25 protein-coding genes are annotated in these 24,490 nt (G+C 63.3%); 18 read left to right on the top strand and 7 right to left on the bottom strand.

All coding sequences use genetic code 11. From position 1 onward, the window contains the following. The first annotated feature begins 14 nt into the window (after positions 1-14). On the top strand, positions 15-851 hold the full coding sequence (locus ACODS0_RS14050; RefSeq protein ID WP_082836396.1) for an IclR family transcriptional regulator: 837 nt from the start codon (positions 15-17) through the stop codon (positions 849-851). Positions 852-980: 129 nt separating this feature from the next. On the opposite strand, the gene ACODS0_RS14045 is transcribed toward ACODS0_RS14050, so the two are convergent. Beyond that, positions 981-1,427: a hypothetical protein gene (locus tag ACODS0_RS14045; protein ID WP_488835584.1), complete on the bottom strand. Its 447-nt coding sequence runs from the start codon at positions 1,425-1,427 to the stop codon at positions 981-983. Positions 1,428-1,587: 160 nt separating this feature from the next. Between ACODS0_RS14045 and ACODS0_RS14040 the strand changes: the two genes are divergently transcribed. From ACODS0_RS14040 to ACODS0_RS14000, 9 genes are all read left to right on the top strand, one after another. After that, positions 1,588-2,559 carry a Bug family tripartite tricarboxylate transporter substrate binding protein gene (locus tag ACODS0_RS14040; protein WP_488835582.1) on the top strand — a complete coding sequence of 324 codons (972 nt, stop codon included), beginning with the start codon at positions 1,588-1,590 and terminating at the stop codon, positions 2,557-2,559. 147 nt (positions 2,560-2,706) lie between these two features. After that, complete coding sequence (locus ACODS0_RS14035; protein ID WP_488835580.1) at positions 2,707-4,506, top strand: putative bifunctional diguanylate cyclase/phosphodiesterase; 1,800 nt, start codon at positions 2,707-2,709, stop codon at positions 4,504-4,506. Between the two features lie 365 nt (positions 4,507-4,871). Beyond that, the gene (locus ACODS0_RS14030; RefSeq protein WP_060986060.1) at positions 4,872-6,179 is read left to right on the top strand and encodes an amidohydrolase family protein; all 1,308 of its coding nucleotides are present in this window, start codon (positions 4,872-4,874) and stop codon (positions 6,177-6,179) included. Positions 6,180-6,218: 39 nt separating this feature from the next. After that, complete coding sequence (locus ACODS0_RS14025) at positions 6,219-7,388, top strand: acyl-CoA dehydrogenase family protein (protein WP_060986061.1); 1,170 nt, start codon at positions 6,219-6,221, stop codon at positions 7,386-7,388. Positions 7,389-7,398: 10 nt separating this feature from the next. Beyond that, a complete protein-coding gene (locus ACODS0_RS14020) occupies positions 7,399-8,496 on the top strand; it encodes an acyl-CoA dehydrogenase family protein (protein WP_063460650.1) in 1,098 nt (365 codons plus the stop codon). Positions 8,497-8,507: 11 nt separating this feature from the next. After that, a complete protein-coding gene (locus tag ACODS0_RS14015) occupies positions 8,508-9,323 on the top strand; it encodes a crotonase/enoyl-CoA hydratase family protein (RefSeq protein ID WP_060987151.1) in 816 nt (271 codons plus the stop codon). 29 nt (positions 9,324-9,352) lie between these two features. Continuing rightward, positions 9,353-10,477: an acyl-CoA dehydrogenase family protein gene (locus tag ACODS0_RS14010; protein ID WP_060987194.1), complete on the top strand. Its 1,125-nt coding sequence runs from the start codon at positions 9,353-9,355 to the stop codon at positions 10,475-10,477. A 27-nt stretch (positions 10,478-10,504) separates the two neighbouring features. Continuing rightward, positions 10,505-10,825: a 2Fe-2S iron-sulfur cluster-binding protein gene (locus ACODS0_RS14005; RefSeq protein ID WP_060987152.1), complete on the top strand. Its 321-nt coding sequence runs from the start codon at positions 10,505-10,507 to the stop codon at positions 10,823-10,825. A gap of 116 nt (positions 10,826-10,941) precedes the next feature. Next, the gene (locus tag ACODS0_RS14000) at positions 10,942-11,355 is read left to right on the top strand and encodes a VOC family protein (protein WP_488835576.1); all 414 of its coding nucleotides are present in this window, start codon (positions 10,942-10,944) and stop codon (positions 11,353-11,355) included. Here the strand turns inward: ACODS0_RS14000 and ACODS0_RS13995 are convergent. The 3 genes from ACODS0_RS13995 to ACODS0_RS13985 are packed head-to-tail and all read right to left on the bottom strand — an operon-like array spanning position 11,352 to position 14,410. Next, positions 11,352-12,131: an SDR family oxidoreductase gene (locus ACODS0_RS13995; protein ID WP_488835574.1), complete on the bottom strand. Its 780-nt coding sequence runs from the start codon at positions 12,129-12,131 to the stop codon at positions 11,352-11,354. The two genes, ACODS0_RS14000 and ACODS0_RS13995, sit on opposite strands and share 4 nt — an antisense overlap. A gap of 10 nt (positions 12,132-12,141) precedes the next feature. After that, positions 12,142-13,128, bottom strand: a complete 987-nt coding sequence (locus ACODS0_RS13990) for a Bug family tripartite tricarboxylate transporter substrate binding protein (protein ID WP_488835572.1) — start codon at positions 13,126-13,128, stop codon at positions 12,142-12,144. A gap of 10 nt (positions 13,129-13,138) precedes the next feature. Next, the gene (locus ACODS0_RS13985) at positions 13,139-14,410 is read right to left on the bottom strand and encodes a cytochrome P450 (protein WP_121506356.1); all 1,272 of its coding nucleotides are present in this window, start codon (positions 14,408-14,410) and stop codon (positions 13,139-13,141) included. 337 nt (positions 14,411-14,747) lie between these two features. Between ACODS0_RS13985 and ACODS0_RS13980 the strand changes: the two genes are divergently transcribed. From ACODS0_RS13980 to ACODS0_RS13945, 8 genes are all read left to right on the top strand, one after another. Then, on the top strand, positions 14,748-15,473 hold the full coding sequence (locus ACODS0_RS13980) for a TetR/AcrR family transcriptional regulator (protein WP_158603247.1): 726 nt from the start codon (positions 14,748-14,750) through the stop codon (positions 15,471-15,473). 29 nt (positions 15,474-15,502) lie between these two features. After that, complete coding sequence (locus ACODS0_RS13975; RefSeq protein ID WP_488835569.1) at positions 15,503-17,080, top strand: phytoene desaturase family protein; 1,578 nt, start codon at positions 15,503-15,505, stop codon at positions 17,078-17,080. Positions 17,081-17,127: 47 nt separating this feature from the next. Next, a complete protein-coding gene (locus tag ACODS0_RS13970; protein WP_060987161.1) occupies positions 17,128-18,417 on the top strand; it encodes a cytochrome P450 in 1,290 nt (429 codons plus the stop codon). A gap of 20 nt (positions 18,418-18,437) precedes the next feature. Further along, the gene (locus ACODS0_RS13965; RefSeq protein ID WP_060987162.1) at positions 18,438-19,469 is read left to right on the top strand and encodes a hypothetical protein; all 1,032 of its coding nucleotides are present in this window, start codon (positions 18,438-18,440) and stop codon (positions 19,467-19,469) included. A gap of 15 nt (positions 19,470-19,484) precedes the next feature. Beyond that, the gene (locus ACODS0_RS13960) at positions 19,485-19,835 is read left to right on the top strand and encodes a nuclear transport factor 2 family protein (protein WP_060987163.1); all 351 of its coding nucleotides are present in this window, start codon (positions 19,485-19,487) and stop codon (positions 19,833-19,835) included. Positions 19,836-20,094: 259 nt separating this feature from the next. Then, a complete protein-coding gene (locus ACODS0_RS13955) occupies positions 20,095-20,520 on the top strand; it encodes a hypothetical protein (protein ID WP_063460654.1) in 426 nt (141 codons plus the stop codon). Next, on the top strand, positions 20,517-21,353 hold the full coding sequence (locus ACODS0_RS13950; RefSeq protein ID WP_060987164.1) for an SDR family NAD(P)-dependent oxidoreductase: 837 nt from the start codon (positions 20,517-20,519) through the stop codon (positions 21,351-21,353). Before ACODS0_RS13955 ends, ACODS0_RS13950 begins: the two co-directional genes overlap by 4 nt. 55 nt (positions 21,354-21,408) lie before the next feature. Then, positions 21,409-22,635 (top strand): MFS transporter, encoded by a 1,227-nt coding sequence (locus tag ACODS0_RS13945; protein ID WP_060987165.1) that lies wholly within the window; start codon positions 21,409-21,411, stop codon positions 22,633-22,635. Here ACODS0_RS13945 and ACODS0_RS13940 read toward each other — a convergent pair. From ACODS0_RS13940 to ACODS0_RS13930, 3 genes are read right to left on the bottom strand one after another with little or no spacing between them, the layout of a single operon-like run. Next, a complete protein-coding gene (locus ACODS0_RS13940) occupies positions 22,629-23,057 on the bottom strand; it encodes a dihydroneopterin aldolase (RefSeq protein WP_060987166.1) in 429 nt (142 codons plus the stop codon). The two genes, ACODS0_RS13945 and ACODS0_RS13940, sit on opposite strands and share 7 nt — an antisense overlap. A 1-nt stretch (position 23,058) precedes the next feature. After that, complete coding sequence (locus ACODS0_RS13935) at positions 23,059-23,835, bottom strand: SDR family oxidoreductase (RefSeq protein WP_060987167.1); 777 nt, start codon at positions 23,833-23,835, stop codon at positions 23,059-23,061. Between the two features lie 60 nt (positions 23,836-23,895). Beyond that, on the bottom strand, positions 23,896-24,474 hold the full coding sequence (locus tag ACODS0_RS13930; protein ID WP_060987195.1) for a glutathione S-transferase family protein: 579 nt from the start codon (positions 24,472-24,474) through the stop codon (positions 23,896-23,898). Between the last annotated feature and the right edge of the window lie 16 nt (positions 24,475-24,490).

Raw genomic sequence — 24,490 nt, 5'->3', positions numbered from 1 at the left:
GACCACTGGACAACATGGAATCCGTCGTGACCGAAGACAGCTCCGCGCCGGGCAAAGCTCCGACTTTGGCCGACAACTCCAAGAAATCAGGATCGAGCCACGGCGTCATCGTGAAGCCCGTGGTGAATGCCATCGGAGTCCTTCGATACCTCGCGCACAAGGGGGCTCCTGAGCGAGCAGCGGACATAGCGAGGCACCTGGAAATCAATCCAAGCACCTGCTTCAACATCCTCCGAACCCTGGTCTCGGAAGATGTCGTCGATTTCAATCCGCTGTCCAAAACGTACTCCGCAGGCCTTGGGCTGGCTCGCTTGGCAGAGCAGTTGGTGACACAGGGCCAGCGCGTCCAGTTGGCATTGCCGCTCATGCGCGAACTTGCCATCGCGCGCGGAATCACGGTCACGCTCTGGCGCCGGATGGGCAATGACAGGATCGTGCTCGTCAGCTCCGAATCCAGCCCTACGGATCTGCACATCTACATGCCGCTGGGCCAGCGCCTGCCTGTCCTGATGGGGGCCAGCGGCCGGCTTTTCGTTGGGCAGATGAATCTCTCTGAAAACGATCTGCGCGCTGAATTCGCCCGTATTCGCTGGGCACGCGCGCTATCGTTTGAGGAGTATTTGGAACAGGTTCACCTAGCTCAACGCCACGGATGGGCCGTTGACGACGGGTATTTCTCCGACGGCGTCCTTGCGATCGCCGCCCCTGTGCGCGACACCACGCGCAGCATTGCCTACACTGTTTCGGCTGTCATGATCCGCAGCCAGCACAGCGATGCCGAAGTCCGGATCAAGGCGCTTGGACAGTCGCTGAAGGAATTGGGCACCCGGCTGGAATCTGTGCTTTTTTGAGACCCAGGCCTGGAAAACAGGCTCAAACACCAGCCACCACTGCAGCCATGCCCCAATCCCGCATCTAGCGGCGGCTGCTCACGTTCGCACGAGCCCACAAGGCTCGCCCCCCAAGTGATGCGCTGAAATCTAGCGGAAGCCGTGAGACATCAGTGTCCAAAAATCGCTCGCCATAGGGGGCGTGTGGGCATGCATATGACCAACATGACTGGGCTGGTGGACAGCGGCATCGGCGAAATGCCACAGCACAGCAACAACCACCGCAAGGCTCGAGACGGTCGTAAAGATCAAGGAAGGCATTTTGTCTCCATGGTTCGATCCTCTGATGGCAGGACGGCTGTGCACACAGGAAATCAAAGGCACTTTTTCCATAAATGTACAAATTCCAACTTCCTGCGTCAAAACAGAAAGCGCTCCATGCGCCTCTTTCCGCCCAAAACCAAGGAAAACACCGATCCCAACCCAATCCAGCAGACTGAGACGCGACGACCGCCCGCCCCACTCCACTGGGCCGCTCCCCCCCTTGGTCAAGGGCCTCCCCGTCACCAGCACTACCCGCCCCAGGCGCGCATTCATGCGCATCGCCTGCGGCCGGTCGGGACCTGCAAGTACAGCCCAAGCCAATCAAGACAACAGAAAGGAATGGCCAGCCAGGGTGAACCCCAATACCCAAGGCAGCGCGGGCCGAGCAGAATCACAAAATTCTAGATACAGAATTTAATTCTTTATACAAACGATGAAGAAGGCTCCAGCTTGGGTCAAGGCGCTCATGCTCATGTTCTTTTTGGCGGGTGCCGATGCATCCGGGGCCGCCGGCTTCCCGGAAAAACCCGTCAAGGTCGTGACTCCCTTCACGCCGGGTTCGGCCCCAGACGTCTACACCCGAGCCCTCGCAAGCGAGATGTCCAAAGCTGCAGGAGTGCCTGTTGTGGTCGAAAACCGCCCTGGCGGCAGTTCCGGCATTGCGGCGCAATTGATCGGTTCGGCGAAACCCGATGGATACAACCTTCTGATCTCGGGGAACGTGGCATTCACCGGCAACCCCCACGTGATCAAGAACCTGCCCTACGATCCAGTCAACGGCTTTGTCCCTTTGACGACACTCTCCAAGGGCCCCATGTACCTGTATGTCAATCCGGACAAGGTCAGGGCGGCATCTGCCAAGGAGTTCCTCCAGCAGATTAAGAGCAATCCAGGCCGGTTCACTTTCGGCTACACGAGCATCACCAGCCGCTTGCCCGCCGAGGTACTGCAGCAGACCGCCGCAGTGAAAGTGGTAGGGGCAGCCTATCGCAGCGGTAATTCGATGATGCCGGATCTGATCAGTGGAGAAATCGACTTCATGTTCACCGACTTTTCGGCCTGGACTTACGTCAGTTCCGGAAAAATCAAAGCACTGGCCGTGACCGATGAAGTCCGCAGCCCATTCGCACCCGACCTGCCAACCTTCCGTGAAAGCGGAATCGATGGCATGGACATAGGTTTCTGGCTGGCAGCCTATCTGCCAGCCATGACTCCCGAGCCGATCGTTCAAAAGATGTACCGCTTGCTGGTTCAAGCCAATGAGACGCCGGCAGTGCAAGCAGCCATGAAGGCATCGGGCACGTTGGCGTTCATCCAGCCCCTGGGCCAGCTTGGGAAATACCAGACAAAAGAACGTGATCTATGGGGAAAGATCATTAGGGCCGCAGGCATCCAAGCCGAGTAAGCGGCTGGATCTCATGAAGAGCACCATCAGATGCACACCTCTTGTCAGCCTTTTACCACTGGTTGGTTTCCAGGCTCCGGCCCAGAGCACGGTGAAATAACCTGGCGGGACCCAACCCGCAGGGATATCCTGGACTATCCGTCAGCAATGGCCGCCTCCGTCGAGTGCAACCTGCGGGAACAGCACGCGCTGGACACTGCGGGCGTCGGCATCGTCTACATCCGCCAACGTGTCATTGTCCGCTGCAACCGGCGATGCGCGGACATTTTCGGATACCCAGACGAGCACGCGCTGGTAGGCGTGGGCAGCGAGCAACTCCATCCCAGCCGAGGCGACTTGCGCAGCCTTGGACGCGAGGCCTACACCACGCTCAGCGCGGGCCATGCCTACCGCACACAGCGTCGCCTAAGGCGCAAGGACGGCAGCCTGTTTTGGGGAGAGCTTACGGGCCGCCTCATTAACGCCGACAACCTGCACGAGGGCTCAATCTGGATCGTCAGTGACATGGGGGAGAACCTGCTCGCGCAACAGGCCCTGAATGAAGCGCACGAGCAGTTCAAGCAGCGGCCTCAGCGGGGGCTCAGGGCCACCGTGGAGAACCTGCACCGCGAAATCACCGACCGCAAGCTCGACCAGGAGCGCATTTACTGGATGGCGCACTACGACGCGCTCACGGGCCTGCCTAACCGGACACTGCTGGCCGAGCGCACCGAGCGAGCCATTGAATTGGCCCGAGCCAGCGGCAGGCAACTGGCAGTGATGTTTCTCGATCTCGACCATTTCAAGCACGTCAACGACTCGCTGAACCACCGCGTCGGCGATACGCTGCTGATTGAGTTCGCTCGAAGGCTGCGCACAGTCGTGAACCAATGTGACACCGTGGCACGCATCGGCGGCGACGAGTTCGTGCTGCTCCTACCCAACGCCAATGCCCAGGGCGCCGAGCGCATCGCCGCCAAACTGCAGAAGGCATCGCGCCTGACGTATCGGATCGACCACCATGAGCTCATGATCGCCCCCTCCATCGGGATCGCGCTGTATCCCGATGACGGCCATGACATTGACTCCCTGACCCAGGCCGCCGACACGGCCATGTACCACGCCAAGCGGGCCGGCCGCGACACCTACCGCTTCTTCACGCCGCAGATGCAGGCCCAGTCGCGGCGCGCGCTGCAAGTGGAAAACGCGCTGCGCCGTGCACTGGATCGCAACCAACTCTCGCTGCACTACCAGCCCCAGGTCACGCTACGCACCGGCCGCGTCCACAGCGTGGAAGCCTTGCTGCGCTGGGATCATCCCGAACTGGGCCGCGTCTCGCCGGCCGAATTCATCCCCATCGCCGAGGACAGCGGCCAAATCCTGCAGATCGGCGAATGGGTGCTGCGCACCGCCATGCGGCAATTGCAGACGTGGCGCCAGGACGGACTGCGCGATTTGAAGGTGGCCGTGAACCTCTCTGCCATTCAGTTCCGCCAGCCACAACTGCCTGAGATCATCAACTCCATACTGCAGGACACCGGAATCCCTCCCGATTCGCTGGAACTGGAGCTGACCGAAGGCGTGGCCATCAATGATCCGCACCAAGCGGCTGCCACGATGGACAAGCTGCGAGGCCGTGGTGTGCGCCTGTCGATGGACGATTTCGGCACTGGCTACTCTTCCCTGAGCCAGCTCAAGCGCTTCCAGATTTACAAGCTCAAGATCGACCAGTCCTTCGTCCAGGATCTGGATCGGAACAACAACGATCGTGCCATCGTCAGTGCCATCATCCGCATGGCCCAGGCCCTGGGCATGCAGACTACAGCCGAGGGCGTGGAAACCGAAGCGCAACTGGAGTTCCTGCGCGAGGAGGGTTGCGACGAAGCCCAGGGCTACCACTTCAGCCGCCCGCTGCCGTCAGGTGAACTCGGACAGTTCCTGCGCAGCCAGCCTGGATGGCTGCCATAACGCCTCCGGAAAAGGCGTGCAATTGCGGCACCAACCCCAAGAAAACAAAGCGTGGCAAGCGCATACAGCTTCCAAATTAATAGCAAAAAATCACTTTGATCTAGGGCGCAAGCCGAAATTACCTCGGCTCAGATGTGCACTGGATTGCCGGACTCCAGGCCCCTCATCCGCATGGCGCCGAAATGTTCCAGGGAGGCGCCCACCTAGCCGGTTCGGCTAGTGGTATTCCCTAGAATCGCATGTATTCCTTGCCAAATATGAACATTATTCTTGAATCTGTACAGTATTTGATCTAGCATCCCACCCTATGCCGTTGGTTCGGCCACCCCGAGCCAAGCCCCATCGCCTCACCCTCTGGAGACAAGATGAAACTGGAAGATCTCATCCTCGTCAGCGTTGACGATCACGCCATCGAGCCACCCAATGCATTCGCCCGCCATATGCCCGCGAAGTACAAGGGGCGCGAGCCCCGCGTCGAGAACCACAAAGGTCGCGACGTCTGGGTGTTCGAGGAAAAAGCCACGGGCTACATGGGCCTGAACTCGGTGGTCGGCCGCCCCAAAGAGGAATACGGCATGGAGCCGCTGGGCTACGAACAGATGCGCCGCGGCACTTGGGACATCAAGGCCCGTGTCGATGACATGAATGCCAATGGCGTTCTGGGTTCGATCTGCTTCCCGACCTTCCCGGGTTTTGCGGGACAGCGGTTTCAGAGCTACGAAGACCGCGGTGTCTCGCTCGCAGCCATCCAGGCCTACAACGACTGGCATCTGCACGATTGGTGCAACGCTGCACCGGGCCGCTTCATTCCCTTGATGATGGCTCCTTGGTTCGACATGCAGGCGGCGGCGGCGGAAGTCCAGCGCCTGGCCAAGCAGGGTGTGCATGCCCTCACGTTCTCCGACAACCCTACCGTGCATGGGTACCCGTCCATCCACAACAGCTACTGGGATCCCCTGTGGAAGGCATGCGCGGACAACGACGTGGTGATCTGCTGCCACATCGGCACCGGCGTCAAAGCGGCCCATGCATCCGACGAGTCGCCGATCGATGCCTGGATCACGTCGATGCCCATCTCCATCTCCAACTCCGCCGCCGACTGGATCTGGGCCCCCATGTGGAAGAAATTCCCCAAGCTGCGTATGGCCCTGTCCGAAGGCGGCATCGGCTGGATCCCCTACCTGCTGGAACGCGCCAACTTCACCCACAACCACCACAACGCCTGGACCAACTCCAACTTTGGCGGCAAGAAGCCCAGCGACGTCTTCAACGAGCACATCATCACCTGCTTCATCGAGGACGAGTTCGGCCTGCGCAATCTGGACTTCATCAATGTCGACAAGGTCACCTGGGAATGCGACTACCCGCACTCCGACTGCACATGGCCGGAATCCGCCAACGTGTTCTGGAAGCAATCTCAGCACCTGAGCGACGAGGTCATCAACAAGATCACGCACCTGAATGCGATGCGCGAGTTCTCCTACGACCCCTTCGCCATCCTGGGCCGCGAAAACTGCACCGTCGGCGCGCTGAAGGCGCAGGCCAAGCACGTGAGCATCGAGCCGGCCTGCGGCATGGGTGGCGCGGCTCCGCTCCGTGACCCGGAGCGTCCGGTCACCTCGGGCGACATCAACAAGATGTTTGCCGCCGCCGACGCCCAGACCGCCTTGTAACCCGCCATCGGCATCAACCCAGGAAACCGGCCGTACCCTATGGCGCTTGCATCTTTCCAATACCACCGCATCCCCGCAGACGTCGAGCCGCTCCGGGCCGAGGTGAGGCGCTTTCTCGCCACCGCACTCAAGGATCGGAGCGCCCTGCGCCGCGCGGACTCGTGGATGGGCGCCGACCCGGCCTTCAGCCGGGAATTGGGGTGCCGCGGCTGGCTTGGCATGACCTTGCCACACCAGTATGGCGGCCACGACGCCAGCCCTTGGGCGCGCTATGTCGTGATCGAAGAGCTGCTGGCGGCCGGGGCCCCCGTCTCCGCCCACTGGATCGCCGACCGCCAGAGCGGCCCCCTGATCCTGCGCTATGGCACGGAAGCCCAGCGCCAGAAGTACTTGCCTGGGATCTGCAAGGGCGAGGTCTATTTCTGCATCGGCATGAGCGAGCCCAACTCGGGCTCGGACCTCGCTTCGATCCGCAGCCGCGCGGTGCGTGATGAAGCGGCGGGCGATGGCAGCTGGCGGCTGAGCGGCCAGAAGGTCTGGACCACCAATGCCCACCACGCGCAATACATGATCGCCCTGGTGCGCACGGGTGCTGCTACGGGCGAGAAGGCTGCGCGCCATGAAGGCATGTCGCAGTTCATCATTGACCTGAAGGCCGCCGGCGTCACGGTGCGCCCGATCCGTGACCTGGCGGGCGGTGAACACTTCAACGAGGTCTACCTCGACGACGTCCGCCTGGATGCCGATGCCTTGATCGGCACCGAAGGCCAGGGCTGGGAACAAGTCACCGCGGAACTCGCCTTCGAGCGCAGCGGGCCAGAGCGTTTCCTGAGCAGCATGGCGCTGCTGCACACGCTGATCGACGCCGTCGGAGCACAACCGGATGCCCTGCAGGCCCATGCCGTGGGTCGCCTGAGCGCGCGCCTTGTCGTGCTGCGCCAGATGTCGCTGGCGGTCACGGCCGAGTTGGCCGCAGGAGGCAACCCCGCCTGGGCGGCCTCCTGCCTGAAGGATCTGGGTGCTGCGTTTGAGCAGGAGATCCCTGAACTCGCCCAACAGGTGCTCGATGTGGCGCCCGCCGTCGGCGGGGGCAGTGACCATGCGCAAGTGCTGGCGGCCTTGATGCAGATGGCACCTTCTTTCTCGCTGCGTGGTGGCACACGCGAAATCCTGCGCGGCATCATCGCCCGCGGTCTCGGGCTGCGTTGAGAACACAAGCATGCGTGAATTGTTTGAATCCACCATCGAGCGGCTGCTGGCCGATCTCGTCACCCCGGAACTGATCCGCCACTGCGAGGCGGGCCACTGGCCGGCCGACCTGTGGGCAGCCCTCGAATCATCCGGGTTCGCTGTGGCCGCCGCGCCGGAACACCTGGGCGGCGCTGGCGCCTCCTGGGAAGACCTGTACGGGGTCGTGAAGGCTGCAGGACGCCACAATCTGCCCCTGCCCCTGCCCGAGACCATGTTCGCGAACTGGTTGCTGGGCCAGTGCGGGATCGAGGCCCGCAATGAACCGCTGGGCATCTCCATGCGCAGCACGCTGTCGCTCAACCATGCCGCAAAAGGAGCTTTCTTCGACGCACCCTGGGTTGCGCCTGCGGAAACCCTCGTCACAGGCACGCTGTGCGACGTACCCTGGGGGCGCGATGTGGAGCACGTCGTCGCTCTCGTCCCCGGCGAACGAACGACGTTGATCCTGCTGTCGCGCCGCGACGCGGAAGTGAGCACCAAGCAGAACACCGCCGGCGAGCCGCGGGACGACCTCAGCTTCAAGAACACCACGCCCATCGCGATCGCGGATGTCCCCGCCGATTGGCCCGACGATGTGATCTGGTGGGGAGGGGCCATGCTGCGCACGGCCCAGATGGCCGGAGCCCTCGAAACCACGCTGGATCTGAGCACCCGCTACGCCACCGAGCGGGTTCAATTCGGCAAGCCCATCAGCGCATTTCAGGCCATTCAGCACCAGTTGGCGCAGATGGCTCAGCACACGGGCAGCGCGCTCGTCAGCGCCGAGGCCGCCTTCGCGGAATCGGGCAGCCAACTGGCGGCCTGGCAGATTGCCGCGGCCAAGGTCTGCGGCGCAGAAGCCGCCGGTGCGGTGGCCGCCATGGCCCATGCAGTGCACGGCGCCATCGGCTTTACGCACGAGCATGCGCTGCAGTTGGGCACCCGCCGGCTCTGGGCCTGGCGCAGCGAGTTCGGCAACCAGGGGCACTGGACACAGCGGCTGGGAAGGGCCGTCGCCCAAGGCGGCTCTGCCTCGCTGTGGCCTGCCGTAACCAGTGGCCGCCTGGCAGCCCTGTCCTCCACATGAATTCCCACCCCATGAGCGAACAAAGCCCTACCCCCTTCTTGCTGATCGAACGCGACGGCCCCGTGCTGACCGCCCGGTTGAACCGTCCCGAGACGCGCAACGCCCTGACCGATCCCGCGCACATGGATGAACTGGTGGCCCTGTGCCGCCAGATTCGTGCAGACCACAGCATCAAGGCCCTGGTGCTGACCGGCGAAGGCAGTGCTTTCTGCGCTGGCGGCAATGTGAAGGACATGCAGCAGCGCGGCGGCATTTTCGCGGGCAGCCCCTACGAGGTGCGCGACAGTTACCGCGACACCATCCAGCGCATTCCCCTCGCGCTCTACGAGCTCGACGTGCCGGTGATCGCAGCGGTGAATGGTCCTGCGATTGGCGCGGGCCTGGATCTGGCCTGCATGTGCGACATCCGGATTGCGAGTGACAAGGCCCTGTTCGCGGAGAGCTTCGTCAAGGTCGGCATCGTGCCCGGGGACGGTGGCGCCTGGCTGCTGCCGCGCGTGATCGGCATGCCCAAGGCCAGCCTCCTGGCCTTCACCGGCGACACCATCGATGCCGCCAAGGCGCTGTCCTGGGGCCTGGTTGCCGACGTTTTTCCCGCCGACCAGTTGCTGGGCCAGGCACAGGCGCTCGCCCAACGCATCGCCCTCAACCCGTCGCATGCGCTTCGGTTGACCAAGCGCCTGCTGCGCGAAGGCCAGCATGTGCGCCTTGACACGCTGTTGGAGCTCTCATCGGCTTACCAAGCGTTGTCCCACCACACCGAAGACCACCTCGAAGCCGTCAACGCCTTTCTGGACAAGCGCCCCGCGCAGTTCACCGGACGCTGATGGCGAGCCCCCAGAACCAGGACATTTCCATGCGCCCCGTATTCCGAGAAGACCACGAGCAGTTCCGCGAACAGGCCCGCCGCTTCATTGAACGTGAGATCGTGCCCCACCTGCATGCCTGGGAGGCCGAGGGTATCGTGCCCAAGAGCGTCTGGCTCAAGGCTGGCGAAGCCGGCTTGCTGTGCTCCACTGTCCCTGAAGCGTACGGCGGCGCGGGCGGCGATTTCGGCCATTCGGCCGTGATGATCGAAGAACTTGCGCGGGTCAACGCCACCGCGGTCGGATTCACCACACACTCGGAAATCGTCGCGCCCTATATCGTGGCCTACGGCACGGAAGAGCAGAAGCAGCGGTGGCTGCCCAAGATGGTGAGCGGCGAGACGATTGGCGTGATCGCAATGAGCGAACCCGGCATAGGCAGCGACCTGCGCAGCATGCGCACCACCGCCGTGCGCGGCGACGACATCTACACCATCAACGGCCAGAAGACCTTCATCACCAACGGGGGCAACGCGGATCTTGCCGTGACGGCCACCAAGCTGGATCCGGCAGCCAAGGAACTGACGCTGATCTGCGTCGAGACCGACCGGCCTGGTTTTTCCAAGGGCCGCAGGCTCGAAAAAATCGGACTCAAGGGCCAGGACACGTCGGAGCTCTTCTTCGACAACGTCTCGGTTCCAATGGCAAACCGGCTCGGCGAAGAAGGCCAGGGCTTCAAGTACCTGACCCACCAACTGGCCTGGGAACGCACCATCATCGGCATCCGCGCGGCCGCATCGATCGACTCGCTCATCGAGCAGACGATCCAGTACACCCGTGACCGCAAGGTGTTCGGCAAGACAGTGTTCGACTTCCAGAACACCAAATTCAAGCTCGCCGAATGCAAGGCCCAGGCCACCATGCTGCGCGTGTTCGTCGACGACTGCCTGGCCAAGGCGATGCGTGGAGAACTCAGCGCGGAAGTCGGTGCCATGTGCAAGCTCATGGGCTCCGAAATGCAGGGCAAGATCCTGGACGAACTGCTGCAACTGCACGGGGGCTACGGCTTCATGAGCGAGTACATGATCAGCCGCGCCTGGGTCGATGCCCGGGTGGCGCGCATTTACGGCGGAACCAGTGAAATCATGAAAGAAATCATCAGCCGATCGCTCTGATTACCGATTCAATTTTAAGGAGACCCCATGCCGCAAATCATCTATGTCACACCCGATGGCAAACGTACCGAGCTGGACGTGGCCGAAGGCACGAGCGTCATGCAAGCCGCGCTCGCCAATGGGCTTCCAGGCATGAACGCCGACTGCGGCGGCGCCTGCCAATGCGCGACCTGCCACGTATACGTCGAGCAACCCTGGGCCGAGCAGCTCAGCTCTATCGACGATACCGAAGATGCCATGCTGGACTGCACAGGCGAGCCCCGTCAGCCCCACAGCCGGCTGTCGTGCCAGATCATGGTCACGGCGGCCCTGGATGGTATGGTGGTGCGCTTGCCCGCAGCGCAGTAGCGGGCGGGCACGGGGGCCCGGTGCGGAGCCCCCCCATCAACTCGCCACCGCTTCGTGCACTGCACGCCCATCTCCCCGCGTCCCGCCAGACGGCCCGCATGCGAAAGGGAAGCTTCATGATCAAGCGCCCAGACCACTTCACCATCGTGACGGATCAGTTGGAGGCGACGCGGGCTTTCTACGTGGATCTGCTCGGCATGCGCGAGGGCCCGCGTCCCCCATTTCCGGTTCCGGGGTTATGGCTCTATGCGGGGAATCAGCCCATCCTGCATGTGGTCGCTGTGGATCGAATGCCTATGCCCCGTCGTGGCGCGCTCGATCACATGGCCTATTGGGCCGAGGGATTGCAGGAGACCGCCGCCACCTTGCGTTCGCACAATGTGGGGCTGCGACTCATCCGTGCGCCAGGATCGGTCAGGACATGGCAACTGTTTTTCTCCGATCCCAATGGCATTGAAGTCGAACTGGACTTCGCCGAAACCGAAACCCCGCCCCAAGACTGGAAAACTTTTTCCAGCAGCCCCCGCTAGATCAGGCCTTCATAGCTGCCGCCGTCGACCTGCAGATTCTGGCCACTGATGTAGCCCGCCTGGGCCGAGCACAGGAAAGCGCAAGCATCCGCGAACTCTTCAGGTCGCCCAAACCGCTTGGCGGCGACAGGTTTGAGCAACTCCGCGCGGGCTTGCTCTTGGGAAATCTGCCTGCGCTGGGCCAGTTGCCCAGCCATGTATGCGATGCGGTCGGTCTCGATGCGTTCGGGCAGCAGGTTGTTGATGGTGACATTGTCCCGCACCACCTCGTTGGACATGGCCTTCGAGAAGGCGGTCAGGCCCGCTCGCGAGGCCGTCGAGAGTCCGAGCATCAGCTTCGGCGATTTCACCATGGCCGACGTGATGTTGACGATGCGCCCGAAGCGGCGCTCCCGCATCCCGGGCACCACCGCCTGGATCAGCAAAATGCCGCTGAGCATGTTGCTCTCGACGGCCGCGATCCACGTTGCGTGGTCCCATTGCCCGGCTTCGCCTGGCGCTGGCCCGCCGTTGTTGGTCACCAGGATGTCAGGGGACGGACAGGCGGCCAGCAGCGCGGCGCGCCCCGCATCGGTGCCGACATCCCCCATGACGGCGACCGGAGGCTGGCCCGACACTGCCGCGATCTCCGCAGCGGCTGCATGCAGCGCCTGCGCATTGCGGCCATTGATGACCACCATGCAGCCTTCCCGCGCGAGCGCCAAGGCGCATGCCTTCCCGAGCCCTCTCGAAGAAGCGCAAATGATGGCCTTGCGGCCAGCGATGCCCAGATCCATCGGTCACTTCCTATTCGAGCTTGCCCATGCGCCGAACCGCCTGGTTCATGCGTGCAGCGTCCTGACTCCAGAATGCCCGGAACTCGTCCGCGTCGAGGTAGGCGGGAGTTCCCTCCGCCTTGAGCAGCGCTTGCTTGAATTCGGGATTCTCGGCGGCGATGCGAAATGCCGACTGCAACCGCTCCATCACGGTCGGCGACACGTCAAACGGTACGAAGGCCCCCGTCCAAGGCAGCACGCCCACGTTCAGTCCCGAGGCCTCGGTGCTTGGAGCGGACGGGAACTGTGGCCACTCCTCAGCCCCCACGGTGGCCAGGACGCGCAGCTTGCCCGCCCGGACATGGGAAGCGATCGAGGAACGCGGCAACATCGTGAAATCGACCTGGCCGCCAAGCAGCCCCACCATCAGGGGCGCGCCTCCCGCATAGGGGATGTGGTTGAGCTTGAGCCCGGCCTCATGGGCAAAGATCTCCACCGGAATGTGCACGGTGCCGTAGTTCCCTGACGAGCCATAGCTCATCTCGCCGGGCCGCGAACGCGCACGGACCATCAGGTCGCTCAAGATTTTCAGAGGGCTATCGGCCCTCACCACGATAGCCAGCGGATCGGTGCTGATGCGCGCCACCGGCTTGAGCTGGCTCAGCAGGAATGCCGGCTTTTGCTGGTTGACTTGGGCTTGCTCAGGCAAAGTTGACAAGCTCGACAGCGTGAAGAGGATCGAATAGCCGTCAGGCTTGGCGCTGGCGACGGCGGCCGCGCCGATCGCACCGGCCGCGCCCGCGCGGTTCTGAACCACCACGGGCTGGCCAAGCACCCGCTCCAGCGACGGCGCGAACTGCCGCGCCACGCTGTCGGCAAGGCCTCCAGGCGGAAAAGGCACCACCAGGTTCACGGGCCGACTAGGAAAGGCATCCTGGGCAGCAAGCGGATTGGAAGCGATGCTGGCCGCACTCACGAGCAGCCAACGGCGACGAGACATCTGGAACGGGTTCTTCATGGGAACTCCTTCAATCCCACACCACGTGCACTTCATGGGGGCCGCGCAACTGGGCTCCGGAGATCCGAGGAGCGGGCCTCGCAGGGTCCAGCCGCAGGTTGGGCAATAGATCCAGCACGGCATTGAGCGCCACCTGCATCTCGGTCTTGGCGATGAACTGGCCGATGCACATGTGCGGACCGAAGCCAAAACCGAACGAGGGCTTGGGCTTGCGGTCGATGTCGAACCGATCGGCCTGCTCGAAGGCATCCTCATCACGATTGGCCGACATCACGATCGCCTGCACCATCGCGCCCTTCGGGATCTGCGCGCCACCGATCTCCAGATCCTCGGCCGCCTGGCGCACCTTGAATGTCGCGACGGGCTCGAACCGAACCGCTTCGTCGATCGCCTTGCCGACCAGCGCGCGATCATTGCGCACACGCTCGAGCAGTTCCGGCCGCTCCAGCAGCAATACCAGCAGCGACCCGAAGGTGCGCGTGGTGGTCTCACCGGCGGCCGGCAGCAGCGAGCGCACGAAGGTCGAGATCTCATGGTCGTCCAACTGGCGGCCCTCGTACTCAGCGCGAATCAGCCTGCTGATCAAATCCTCCCCCGTCGCGCCTTCGGCCCGCACCTGAACCACCGCTTCCTTGACTGCGTCATAGAGCATCTTGGCGGCCTCCATGGCCGCTCCGCGCGCCCGGGCTGCCTTTTCCGGGTCGACCTGGGGTCCCGCGAGGATGGCCAGGGCCCAGGCGGCGACCTGGTGGATGCGCTCTGGATCATTTTCCGGAAAACCGATCAGCGAATAGATCAGTCGGATGGGAAAGTGCAGCGCGAAGTCCATCAGGTCAGAGCGCTTGCAGGCTACCAGCGGCAGCAGGTATTCATCGCGAATGATGGCGTCCATCTTCGGCTTCCACCGGGTGACCACGTCGGGCATGAAGACCGGTTGCAGCAGTGCCCGTGCCCGGCGGTGCTCCTCTCCGTCCATCCCTGTCAGGATCAAGCCGTCAAAAAAAGCGCCCAGGCCTTCCGCGATGAAGCCACTGGTAAAGCGGGTCGGATCCCGAAGCACCGCCATCACGTCACGGTACTTGAAGACCGTGAACGTCGGACGGTTCGCATCTTGGCCCGCGATATTGGGCACACCGAGCCCGGCCATGAAGTTTTCCGCCACCACGGGGGAATTCCGGCGCATGGCGGCGTAGACCGCATGGAGATCGACGTCGGATCCGCGGTAGTTGTCCGCGACCCCCGCAAATGCCCGTTCAAGGGATGAAGTTCTGGTGCTGGTCATCGCAGGCCTCCTTCGCAAACTATGCATGGCGCTCGGTGATTTATAGACATTTTTTTGAATTGTGCATCAATTAACACATATCAAATAACTCGTAAACCCGTGAAGGCACATAGTAAACACCTATGTCATTCCGATGAACATATGAGCACAATCAAAAAAAGTGTTCAATTATTCCATGCACAACCATTCCTCAAGCCCGCCTCTCTCTGAGGCTCGCCGTCCAAAGGCCCAAGGAGTCGGCGAAAGCACTGGCCGCGTGGCCGGAGCGGCGAGGCAGGTTGACAGAACCCTCTCGGATGGCCAATACCTCGATGAATGCGCTGTAGGCCGCCCGATCATGGACGCGCATCTGCCTCCGATCGACCCAATAAAGGATCAACATCCCTTGGGTGATCACCGCCGCCGGGTGGCGCGGGAGCGGCGCGAGCGCATGCGCGAACGCCTGATTGCGGCCACCATGGACGCCTACCGCAAGAGCGCGGGAAAACGCCGCCCCGTGATCGATGACGTGATCCGTGCGGCCAATGTCTCCCGCGGCACTTTCTATAAATACTTCGACACGCTGGACGAAGTTCTTGCGGAGATCGGCCGCACCACAGCGAGCGAAATGCTGCAGAGTTTCGAACGCCTATTCGAGCCCCTGGATGACGGCGCAGTGATGCTCGCCACGGGCCCGTTGATGGCGCTGGCCCGTGCGGCGATGGATCCTGCCCATGGCGCCATAGTTTCGCATGCGGACTTGGTCGATCGCATCAACGGCGACGATCCGCGCCGCCAATTGGCTTTCCGCAGCCTGAACTATGGACGCGAGCAAGGCGTCTTCCAGTTCGACTCGATCGAGGCCGCCTTCGATCTGGTGATAGGCACCAGTGTCGAAGGGGCTCGGCGCATCTCCCGTACGGGACAGCTCAATGGGGCCTGCATCCGCGAGACCGTGGTCATGATCCTGCTCGGCCTGGGCATGAAGCTCCCGGCGGCCAGGATCGCCGTGGCCATCGCCTGGCAGCGGCTCCAGGATGCGTCCGAACACTTGCATTGGTGGAAGCCAGTCGCGCCAGCCTAAGCCCGCCCTCTTCTTTTCCAGGAATCTGTATGAGCACTACACCTCTCTATGACGCCATCGTCATCGGCGCAGGCCACAACGGGCTGGCCAGCGCCTGCTATCTCGCCGCCGAGGGCCGCAAGGTCATCGTCGTCGAATCCCTCGGCAAGGTCGGTGGCATGGCCTCCTCCGGCTATCTGATACCCGAAGCCCCAAATCATCTGGTGCACCCCTGCGCCCTCGATCTGATGTCTCTGCGCGTGCATCCCATGATGCCGCAGGAGCTCCAGTTGGAGCGCCACGGCTTTCGTCAGACCGAAATGGAGCCTGGCTATGTCTATCTGCATCCGGATGGCAACTCACTCGTATTCGGCCGCAGCGCGGAGCAGACCGCCGCTGAGATCCGCCGTTTCAGCACGGCAGACGCCACGGAGTTCCTGGCCTTGATGCAACTGGTAAACACCTTCATCGACTTGGCGATCCCCATGATGCGGGTCGATCCCGCGCAGATGAACCTAGGAGCGAAATGGCAGGCGCTCAAGGTGCTGATCAAGAACCGGCACCTCAGGCCGGAACTCATGGGCTTGATGAAAAGCCCCGCCTACACCTCCATCATGGAACGGTTCGAGCACCCGGTCACGCAATCCGCCCTGTGCTGCCTGCTGGGTGCCGCCGGCCCTATCACAGGTGAGGGTACCGGGGTCTATTTCGCGCTTCTGGGTTTCATCCAGCGCTTCGGCCTGGGCCGCGCCGTGGGAGGCATGCAGACTCTGTCTGACGCCCTGGCGGCCCGCCTGACGGAACTGGGGGGCGAGATTCGGCTCCATGCTCCTGCTGCCGAGATCGTGGCCCGTGGCGGTCAAACCCAGGGCGTCCGGCTTGCCAGCGGCGAAGTGCTCGAGTCACGCAGCGTTGTCGCGGCGGTGCACCCCAAGATTGCCCTGAATATGGTGACACCTGGCGCCATAGAACGCCGCTACCTGACGCGGGTCGATCTGGCGCCAGCCAATGCCCACGGCGGCTCGCCCATGAAGATCGACGTCGCACTTCGCGGCCAGGTTCGCGCCAGCCGCCACGAAGCCTTGCGCGCCGACGGACTGAGTCTTCGCAAGAGCGTGCTGCTGATCGGCACCGTGGAAGCGGTGCTCGACAACTTCAAATGCGCAGCGCGTGGCGATGTCTCCCGACTGCCCTATCTGTGGGCCACGGCACCGAGTGCCGTGGACCCCACGCAGGCCCCCGAAGGCCAGGACATCGCCTACCTGTATCCGATCGCCATGCCCCTCGAACCACGCGAAGGATGGGATGCCATCCGTGCCCCGGTGACACAAATGGTCATCGACCAAACGGACGCGTACCTGCCAGGGCTCAAGTCACAGGAGATTGGCCGCCGCGCCGAAGCAGCACCCGACTTCGCCAGTCGGCTGAATGTTCCCAACGGCTGCGTGGTGCACATCGACACCGGTGCCTCGCGCACAGGGCTCATGCGGCCGGCCTTCGGGCTCGGCGGCGACACGTTGCCGGTGAAGGGGCTGTTCTTCGGCGGCGCCGGCATCCATCCCGGCGGTGGCATCAATGGGCTGCCGGGCCGCATAGCCGCTGGCCGCGTGAAACGCTATCTGAAGTAAGTCCGTTATCCCCACTTTCCCATATCCATCCCTAAAGGAGACGCACCATGAATACCACGACCAAAACCACCACCGAGAACGCCCAGAAGCTCGAAGCGGCCTATGCCAGCGTGTCCGACCTCTATCGCGGCAAAACGGACGACCTGTATGCCGCCTGCCGCGAGATGCGCAAGACCACACGCGTCTACGAAGGCGACTTCATTGCCAAGTTCCTTGGGGTTCCGACCAACGCCGGGTTGCAGACCCGGCCGACCTACGCCGTGTTCCAGTATCAGGACGTGATGAATGTGCTCAAAGACGCCAACACCTTCACCAGCGGATTCATCCTCGAAGGCATGGGCAAGGTGTGGGATGGCCTGATGATCCTGGGCATGGACGGCGAGGCCCACCGCAAGGTGCGCGCCCTGCTGCAGCCGGCGTTCATGCCGGAAAACGTGAACAAGTGGCGCCCGAAGATCGACCGCGTCGCGCGCGAGGATTTCATCATGCCTCTGCTGCCCGACAAGAAAGCCGACCTCATGGAAATGGGCCTGAACTTTCCGGTGCGTGCCATGTATGCCCTCGTAGGCTTCCCGGAAGACAACCCCGATCAGTACAACCAATATGCAGTCTGGGCGCTATCGATGCTGGCGGCCAACCAGCTTGACAAAGCCAAGGCCGAGGAAGGCCGCCGGGTCGCCGCCATTGCGGTCAAGAGCCTGTACGACGCGCTCATGGAGCAGGTCCAGCGGCGCCGCGCCGAAGGCGCAACGGGCGATGACCTCATTACCCGCCTGATGAACGCCGAATACGAGGGCCACAAGCTCGACGACCACGAGGTCGCGACCTTCGCCCGCTCGCTGCTGCCCGCTGCCGGTGAGACCACCACACGAACCTTCAGTGCGGCGATGACGTTCCTGCTGACCATCCCCGGCCTGCTCGACCGCGTGCGCAACGACCGCAATCTGGTGCCCAAGCTGATCGACGAAGCCGTGCGTTTCGAGCCCTCCTCCACGTTCAAGGTGCGCGAGACTTCCGCCGACGTACAGATCGGTGACGTGACGATCCCCAAGGGCTCCTTCGTCCAGTGCATGGTCGCCTCGGCCAACCGCGACGAAAGCGCCTTCGAGAATCCCGACGTGTTCGACATCGATCGACGCCAGAAGCCGTCGTTCGGCTTCGGCTTTGGCCCGCACATGTGCATTGGCCAGTTCGTGGCCAAGCTCGAACTGAACTGCGCGATCAACGGGATTCTGGACCTCATGCCCAACGTGCGGCTCGACCCCGAGCAACCCGCGCCCAAAATCGAAGGCGCCCATCTGCGCGGGGCCAAGAGCGTGCACGTCATCTGGGATTGATCAGGAAGGCCCCTCCGATCATGCGAACCTTCGACACGATCCCCGAGCGCTCCGACTTCGCCTACCAATGCCTGGTCGGCCCGCAAAAGGTCAGCGGCGCCAGGCTGGCCGATCTGCGCGACCACTTCGGCCTCAAGCTCACCAAGCACATGCCGTTTGGCAGCGTGCGCGACGATGAAGGCCACATCTACTCGGTGGTGCGGGCTCTCAACGCGCCGGACAGCACGCCCAACCCCACCAAGTTCATCTACCAGAGCACCCGCCTGGATGGCCAGAACATCCGCATCGACAAGGAAAAGATCGCCCCCAGAGCGCTCACCCTGTTTCCCGCACGCGGGCTCGATGGCGACACCGCCTGGTGGTCCAGCCATCCAGAGGATCCCGGTCAGCCCTGGCGGCTGACCGCCTCTGGCACCGGGTTCAGTTGGCGGGAAGAAGGCTTGCTCGACCTCACCGGCCAACTCATCGGCAATGGCATGCAGTGGTATTTGCCCGGGGTGGACTGGGGCACCTTCTACGTCGCACAGCTCTACGACGTGCAGGGCACCTGCGAGGGCAGAAAGGTCAAGGGCATGATTTCCCTAGACCAGGCCTGGATGGCGGAAGGCGGCGCCATCCACATGCACAAGGACCTGGTCGTCAACAACAAGATGCACGTCATCTGGTGGAACTTTGCCACGATCTACAAGGACGGGAGCTGGGATGTCGGCTCCTTCCTGGTCGGCCACGACAAACTGGGCTACGCCATTGTCCAGAACGAAAAGGGCGAAGTTCGCTGCACCACGGATATCGAAGGCACGGTACGCCATGAAAAGGACGGCTGGTTCGCCGAGGACGCGCGCATCATCCTGGAAGGCAAAGAGGAATGGGAGTTCCTGCCCGACCCCAAAGGCCGGATGCTCGACTTCGTGGGCGGTTTTCCCATCACAGCCCAGCAGGAAGGGCGATGGCGCCGGGTAGGCGATACGCGCGAGCCCGACCGCTGGATGGCCTGGGGCGAAAGCGACAAGCGCAATGGCACGGCACGCAACGTCCGTGGCACCGAAATCTGAACTGGAGACCATGTCATGGACAAAACCACCATCGAACACTTCCTGCACGCCCAGGTGCGGGCCTGGAACGCCGGCGACAAGGAAGGCTTCTTCGCTGCCTACCGCTCCGTAGCGCCCGAGAGCCTACAAATCGAGTATGTCGGTCGAGGTCCTGCGGCCGAAGGCTGGACGATCCTGGAAGGCATGTGGGCGCAGCAAAATTCCAAGATCGAGATCGAAGAAGTGGCCCTGATCATCAATGGGAGCGAGGTCGCATGCCACAACCGGAACAAGGTGCGGGGCAATTCGCTGACCATCGAGACCATCGAGCTATACCACTTCGACAATGGCAGGCTGACCGTGCGCTATTTCATTCACCAGCCTTGAAGCAGTGAAAGATGCCCTGCACCCGACCCGAAAGCCTTGGCAAGCGCGCTCCGCAGCTCTGCCGCCATCGCTGAACGAGCAACACCACGGCCGGTGCTTGAGCCCCTGCGAGGCAGACCGTTAGCCGCGCGTGACGGTTGCCCGCTGGGCCTATAGCGAAAGTGCTCTGCCGAAACTGCAGATCCCGGAAATCATTGCGATCTCATCCCGTTTCCATGGGCTGCCGACATGAGTGCTGCCTTCACAAAGATAAATCACCATGCATCAGATCCCTTCAGAACAGATCAAGCGCTTCATGAGCGGCCAAGTCCGCTGCTGGAACAACCACGACAAGGCCGGCCTGCTGGCCCTGTACCGCGAAGCGGCCCCAGACCTCCTCGACATCGAATACGTGGGCCGCACGCAGCAGGCCGATGGTTGGCTCGTCATCGAAGAGATGTACGACAAGCACAACCACCAGTTCCGCCTAGAGGTCGTGAGCACCATCATCAACGGCAACGAGGCCGCTGTGCACCACCGCAACTGCATCCTCGGCACGAACCAAGTGATCGAGAGCATCGAGACCTACCGGTTCGGTCCCGGCAGCCTGCACGTGCGCTACTTCCTCAAGCCTCCGGAGGATGCCGTCGTGAACCTGGAACAGTTCCGCGGCTTCGCCGCCACCCCGTCGCAGGACACCCCATGAGCAAGCCCGCGCTTCCCGGCCCCCACGTGGGCCGCTTCAAGGACCAGGTTGCCATCGTCACCGGTGGCGCTTCCGGCATCGGCGAGGCCACCTGCCGTCGCCTCGTCGCCGAAGGCGCCACCGTGGTCGTGGCCGACGTCAACGCCGAACGGGCCGCAGCGCTGGCTTCGGAGCTGGGCCCACGTGCCAGTGCGCAGGTCTTCGACGCCGCAGACGTGCGAAGCATCGAGCGACTCGTTCAGGGCACGGTCGAGCGCTTCGGGCGACTGGACGTGCTGCATAACAATGCCGCATTGAGTTCTCCGGTCATCCATGCCAAGGACAAGAACGCCATCGACATCGAATTCGAGGTCTGGGATCAGGTCATGGCCGTGAACCTGCGCGGCTACCTGGCGGGTTGCAAGTACGCGCTGCCGACCATGATCGCCCAAGGCGGTGGCGCGATCGTGAACACCGCGTCGACCGGCGGCTTCTCGGGCGACATCACGCGCATGGCCTACAGCGTGTCGAAGGCAGCCATCATCGGCCTGACCCGCCAGATTGCCACCCACCATGGCGCCCAGGGCGTGCGCTGCAATGCCGTCGCGCCCGGCCTGGTGCTCACTCCCGGCACGCGTGGCGCGGCCGCGAGCGTGATCGACGTAATGCAGCGCCACCTGCTGGTGCCCGAGTTCGGCGAGCCTGAGGACATCGCAGCGCTGGTGTGTTTCCTGGCCTCAGGCGAGGCGCGCTACATCAACGGGCAGACGTACATCGCCGACGGCGGCATGCTGGCGCACAACCCGACCATGGCCGACCTCGTCGACATGGCCAAGTCCAAGAAGAGCAGTTGAACCACGTGAACCTCTTCCATAGCGGCTGGCGCAAGGCGTTGGACAAATCGGCCTGATGCCACACACCCCCGCCGACGCCGACTCGCTGCTCGCCCCGTTCCGAGGGTCGGGCTTCCGTTACCTGTGGCTGGCCTGGCTGTCCGGCAACATGACCATGTGGATGCACGAGGTAACCGCCGCCTGGCGCATGGCCCAGCTCACCGACAGTCCCGCGTGGGTGGCCTGGGTACAGGCGGCCGGCACCTTGCCGCTGTTCGTGCTGGGCCTGGCCAGCGGCGCGCTGGCCGACCTGCTCAACCGCAGGCGTTTTCTCGCCGTGGCGCAAGCCTGGATCGCCGTTGTGGCGGCCGTGCTGGCGGCGCTCGCAGGCACCGATGCCCTGACCCCAGGAACGCTGTTGCTGCTGTGCCTGCTCAATGGCGTTGGACTGGCGTTGCGGTTTCCGGTGTTCTCGGCCCTAGTGCCGGACCTGGTGGAGCGGCGCCTGCTTGCCTCTGCCCTGACCCTCAACGCCCTGGCCATCAACCTGACGCGGGTGCTGGGCCCTATCGTCGCGGGCATCGTCCTGGCCTGGCAGGGAACGGCGATGGTGTTCGCACTCAACGCCGTGCTGTCCATATTGGCCGGCGTACTGATCTGGCGCGCTCCCATTGTCCCCCATGTTCCCCCCGCCGAACGCCCGCGCCTGCTGCAGGCCATGCGCGATGGCGTGAGCCATGCCCGGACCTCTCCCATACTGCGGGCGGTGCTGTTCCGCGCTTTCATCTTCTTCACCCAGGCCGTGGCGCTGGTGGCCTTGCTGCCCCTGGTCGCCAAGGACATCGGCGCCAACGAAACCACCTACACCACCCTGCTGGCCTCCATGGGCGCGGGGGCCGTGCTCGCCGCCATGGCCCTGCCCCGCCTCCCGGCACTGGCGGCGCGCAACCGGATCATCGATGGGGGCGTGTGGCTGCACGCGCTGGCCACGCTGGGCGCAGTTTGGGCGCCCAGCGCGTGGACGCTCGCGCCAGCGCTCGCCCTGTCCGGTGCGGTCTGGCTGTGTGTGGCCAACACGCTCACCATGTGCGCGCAATTGGCATTGCCGGCCACCTTGCGCGCAAGGGGCATGGCGATCTACCAGATGAGCATCATGGGCGGCAGCGCGGCGGGGGCCATTCTGTGGGGCACCATCGCGGAACGCACCTCGGTGGGTGCATCCCTGGCGGCATCGGCGATTGCCAGCCTGCTGCTACTGCTGTGGACCCGTGGCGCCAGCCTGGAAGAGCGCGCCCGTCACTGAGCTTGCGGCCCCAGGGTGCCAGCAGTCACGCCGTCCTTGAATGCAAACACCTCGACGCCGACCGCTTCGCAGTCGGGGTAGACATCGGGTTTCTCGGTCGAGACGCGTGCTGCCAGTACCTGGGGATGCGCGAGCAGCGCGCGCAGCAGATCATCCGCCAGCGTCTCCTGAAGCTGGATATGCCCGCGGCCCACGCGCTCCCGAACCGCCTCACGCACGAAATCGTAGTCCACGACCTCCCCCAGATCGTCATCCACCGGTGTGCTGCACGCCAGGGGAACGTACAGATCCACATTGATACGCACACGCTGCGGATGACCCTGCTCGAAGGCATGCGCCCCGATGTTGATGTCCACCACATGGTTGCGCAGGAAAAGGCGGCGACACCGCGCCAATGCAGGAGTCAGAAGGGTGTTGGACATTTCAGCGGGCTCCCATCTCGCGTGCCAGGAACATCACGTCGCGCGGCTGGCGAGTCAGGTGCTGGCCTCCATCGACAAGGATGGTGGAGCCTGTCGAAGCCGGGAATGTCAGCAGGAAGCGGACCGCGTCGGCGATATCCTCCGGCGGGGAGCTTCGCCCCAGCGGATTGAGCCGTTGGCCCAACTCGAACTCCCGCTCGTTCATCGGCCCGGACAGCAGGGCGAGCCCCGGGGCCACACCTCCTACGCGCAAGCGCGGCGCCATGGCCATGGCCAACATTTTTGTGGCTGCTTCCAGCGCCGCCTTGGACAGGGTGTAGGAAAAATAGTCAGGGTTCGGGTTCCACAGCTTCTGGTCGAGCAGATTCACCACGCACCCTGTCCTCCCGGTATCCAGCAGATGCTGGTACAAGGCCTGCGCCAGCAAGATGGCGGGCGCGGTGTTGGCCTTCCAGTGAAGCTCCATCGCCGCCAATCCGCAGGTCTCGGCGTTGTCGTACTCGAAAACGGACGCATTGTTCACCACGGCATCGATGCGGCCGAATCGCCTCACCACCTCGGGCACCAGCGCTCGGCAACCGGTCTCATCGCTCAAGTCGGCGTAGAGCGCTTCCGCTTGTCCTTCACTGCGGCGCAGTTCCCTGAGCGTGTCCTGAGCTTCCTCCGACGAGTGCCGGTAGGTGATCGCCACGTTCCATCCAGCCGCAGCCAGATCAAGCGCGATCACGCGTCCAATGCGGCGAGCACCGCCGGTAACAAGCACGACAGAACGGGACATCGGTTCAGGCTCTCAATAAAAAATACCAGGCAGAAAAGCGGCGGGCCGCCGTACCGCGGCTCAGCGATCCAGCGCCAAGGCCCGGCGCCGCGCAGGGCGATCGGCGCGGGCCAGATAGGCCTCGATGACCGGGCAGCCGCCCAGCAGCGGGCGCGCAGTCTCGAACAAGCTCATGAACAGGATGTCCGCAGCGGTGAAACGCTGCCCGAGCAGGTAGGGGCCGCGTGACAGCGTGTGCCGGATGTGCTGCATCATTGATTGATTCAGGCCGCGCATCGCCGGATCCTGCGCCAGCAGGCCCTTCCCCTCCATGTAGACCAGGGGTTCGGTCAAACCCACCTGATAGAAGAGCCAGGTGAGATAGGCTCCACGCAACGCATGCCCCGCCGGCACGCCGACCTCGGCCTCGGGATGCAGATCGGTCAGGTAAAGCGCAATGGCAGCCGTCTCGGATACCAAGTGGCCATCGTGCTCCAGCGCGGGCGTGAACCCATGCGGGTGCGGATTGCGCGGATCGGCTTCACTGCCATCGTTGCGCGGGTATTTCACCACCACGACCTCCCGTTCCATGCCCAATTCCTCCAGCAGCCACAGAATGCGCGCCGAATTGGAGCCGGGTGCGTGATACAGCTTCAGCATCATGTGTCCTTGTAGC

It is taken from the genome of Acidovorax sp. FG60 (genome assembly GCF_057808995.1).
This window is presented reverse-complemented; position numbering and strand designations above follow the sequence as displayed.

Bases quoted from the DNA above. Each gene is read 5' to 3' on its own strand.
- ACODS0_RS14050 (WP_082836396.1), top strand. From the start codon at position 15: ATGGAATCCGTCGTGACCGAAGACAGCTCCGCGCCGGGCAAAGCTCCG.
- ACODS0_RS14045 (WP_488835584.1), bottom strand. From the start codon at position 1,427: ATGAATGCGCGCCTGGGGCGGGTAGTGCTGGTGACGGGGAGGCCCTTG.
- ACODS0_RS14040 (WP_488835582.1), top strand. From the start codon at position 1,588: ATGAAGAAGGCTCCAGCTTGGGTCAAGGCGCTCATGCTCATGTTCTTT.
- ACODS0_RS14035 (WP_488835580.1), top strand. From the start codon at position 2,707: ATGGCCGCCTCCGTCGAGTGCAACCTGCGGGAACAGCACGCGCTGGAC.
- ACODS0_RS14030 (WP_060986060.1), top strand. From the start codon at position 4,872: ATGAAACTGGAAGATCTCATCCTCGTCAGCGTTGACGATCACGCCATC.
- ACODS0_RS14025 (WP_060986061.1), top strand. From the start codon at position 6,219: ATGGCGCTTGCATCTTTCCAATACCACCGCATCCCCGCAGACGTCGAG.
- ACODS0_RS14020 (WP_063460650.1), top strand. From the start codon at position 7,399: ATGCGTGAATTGTTTGAATCCACCATCGAGCGGCTGCTGGCCGATCTC.
- ACODS0_RS14015 (WP_060987151.1), top strand. From the start codon at position 8,508: ATGAGCGAACAAAGCCCTACCCCCTTCTTGCTGATCGAACGCGACGGC.
- ACODS0_RS14010 (WP_060987194.1), top strand. From the start codon at position 9,353: ATGCGCCCCGTATTCCGAGAAGACCACGAGCAGTTCCGCGAACAGGCC.
- ACODS0_RS14005 (WP_060987152.1), top strand. From the start codon at position 10,505: ATGCCGCAAATCATCTATGTCACACCCGATGGCAAACGTACCGAGCTG.
- ACODS0_RS14000 (WP_488835576.1), top strand. From the start codon at position 10,942: ATGATCAAGCGCCCAGACCACTTCACCATCGTGACGGATCAGTTGGAG.
- ACODS0_RS13995 (WP_488835574.1), bottom strand. From the start codon at position 12,131: ATGGATCTGGGCATCGCTGGCCGCAAGGCCATCATTTGCGCTTCTTCG.
- ACODS0_RS13990 (WP_488835572.1), bottom strand. From the start codon at position 13,128: ATGAAGAACCCGTTCCAGATGTCTCGTCGCCGTTGGCTGCTCGTGAGT.
- ACODS0_RS13985 (WP_121506356.1), bottom strand. From the start codon at position 14,410: ATGACCAGCACCAGAACTTCATCCCTTGAACGGGCATTTGCGGGGGTC.
- ACODS0_RS13980 (WP_158603247.1), top strand. From the start codon at position 14,748: ATGGACGCGCATCTGCCTCCGATCGACCCAATAAAGGATCAACATCCC.
- ACODS0_RS13975 (WP_488835569.1), top strand. From the start codon at position 15,503: ATGAGCACTACACCTCTCTATGACGCCATCGTCATCGGCGCAGGCCAC.
- ACODS0_RS13970 (WP_060987161.1), top strand. From the start codon at position 17,128: ATGAATACCACGACCAAAACCACCACCGAGAACGCCCAGAAGCTCGAA.
- ACODS0_RS13965 (WP_060987162.1), top strand. From the start codon at position 18,438: ATGCGAACCTTCGACACGATCCCCGAGCGCTCCGACTTCGCCTACCAA.
- ACODS0_RS13960 (WP_060987163.1), top strand. From the start codon at position 19,485: ATGGACAAAACCACCATCGAACACTTCCTGCACGCCCAGGTGCGGGCC.
- ACODS0_RS13955 (WP_063460654.1), top strand. From the start codon at position 20,095: ATGCATCAGATCCCTTCAGAACAGATCAAGCGCTTCATGAGCGGCCAA.
- ACODS0_RS13950 (WP_060987164.1), top strand. From the start codon at position 20,517: ATGAGCAAGCCCGCGCTTCCCGGCCCCCACGTGGGCCGCTTCAAGGAC.
- ACODS0_RS13945 (WP_060987165.1), top strand. From the start codon at position 21,409: ATGCCACACACCCCCGCCGACGCCGACTCGCTGCTCGCCCCGTTCCGA.
- ACODS0_RS13940 (WP_060987166.1), bottom strand. From the start codon at position 23,057: ATGTCCAACACCCTTCTGACTCCTGCATTGGCGCGGTGTCGCCGCCTT.
- ACODS0_RS13935 (WP_060987167.1), bottom strand. From the start codon at position 23,835: ATGTCCCGTTCTGTCGTGCTTGTTACCGGCGGTGCTCGCCGCATTGGA.
- ACODS0_RS13930 (WP_060987195.1), bottom strand. From the start codon at position 24,474: ATGCTGAAGCTGTATCACGCACCCGGCTCCAATTCGGCGCGCATTCTG.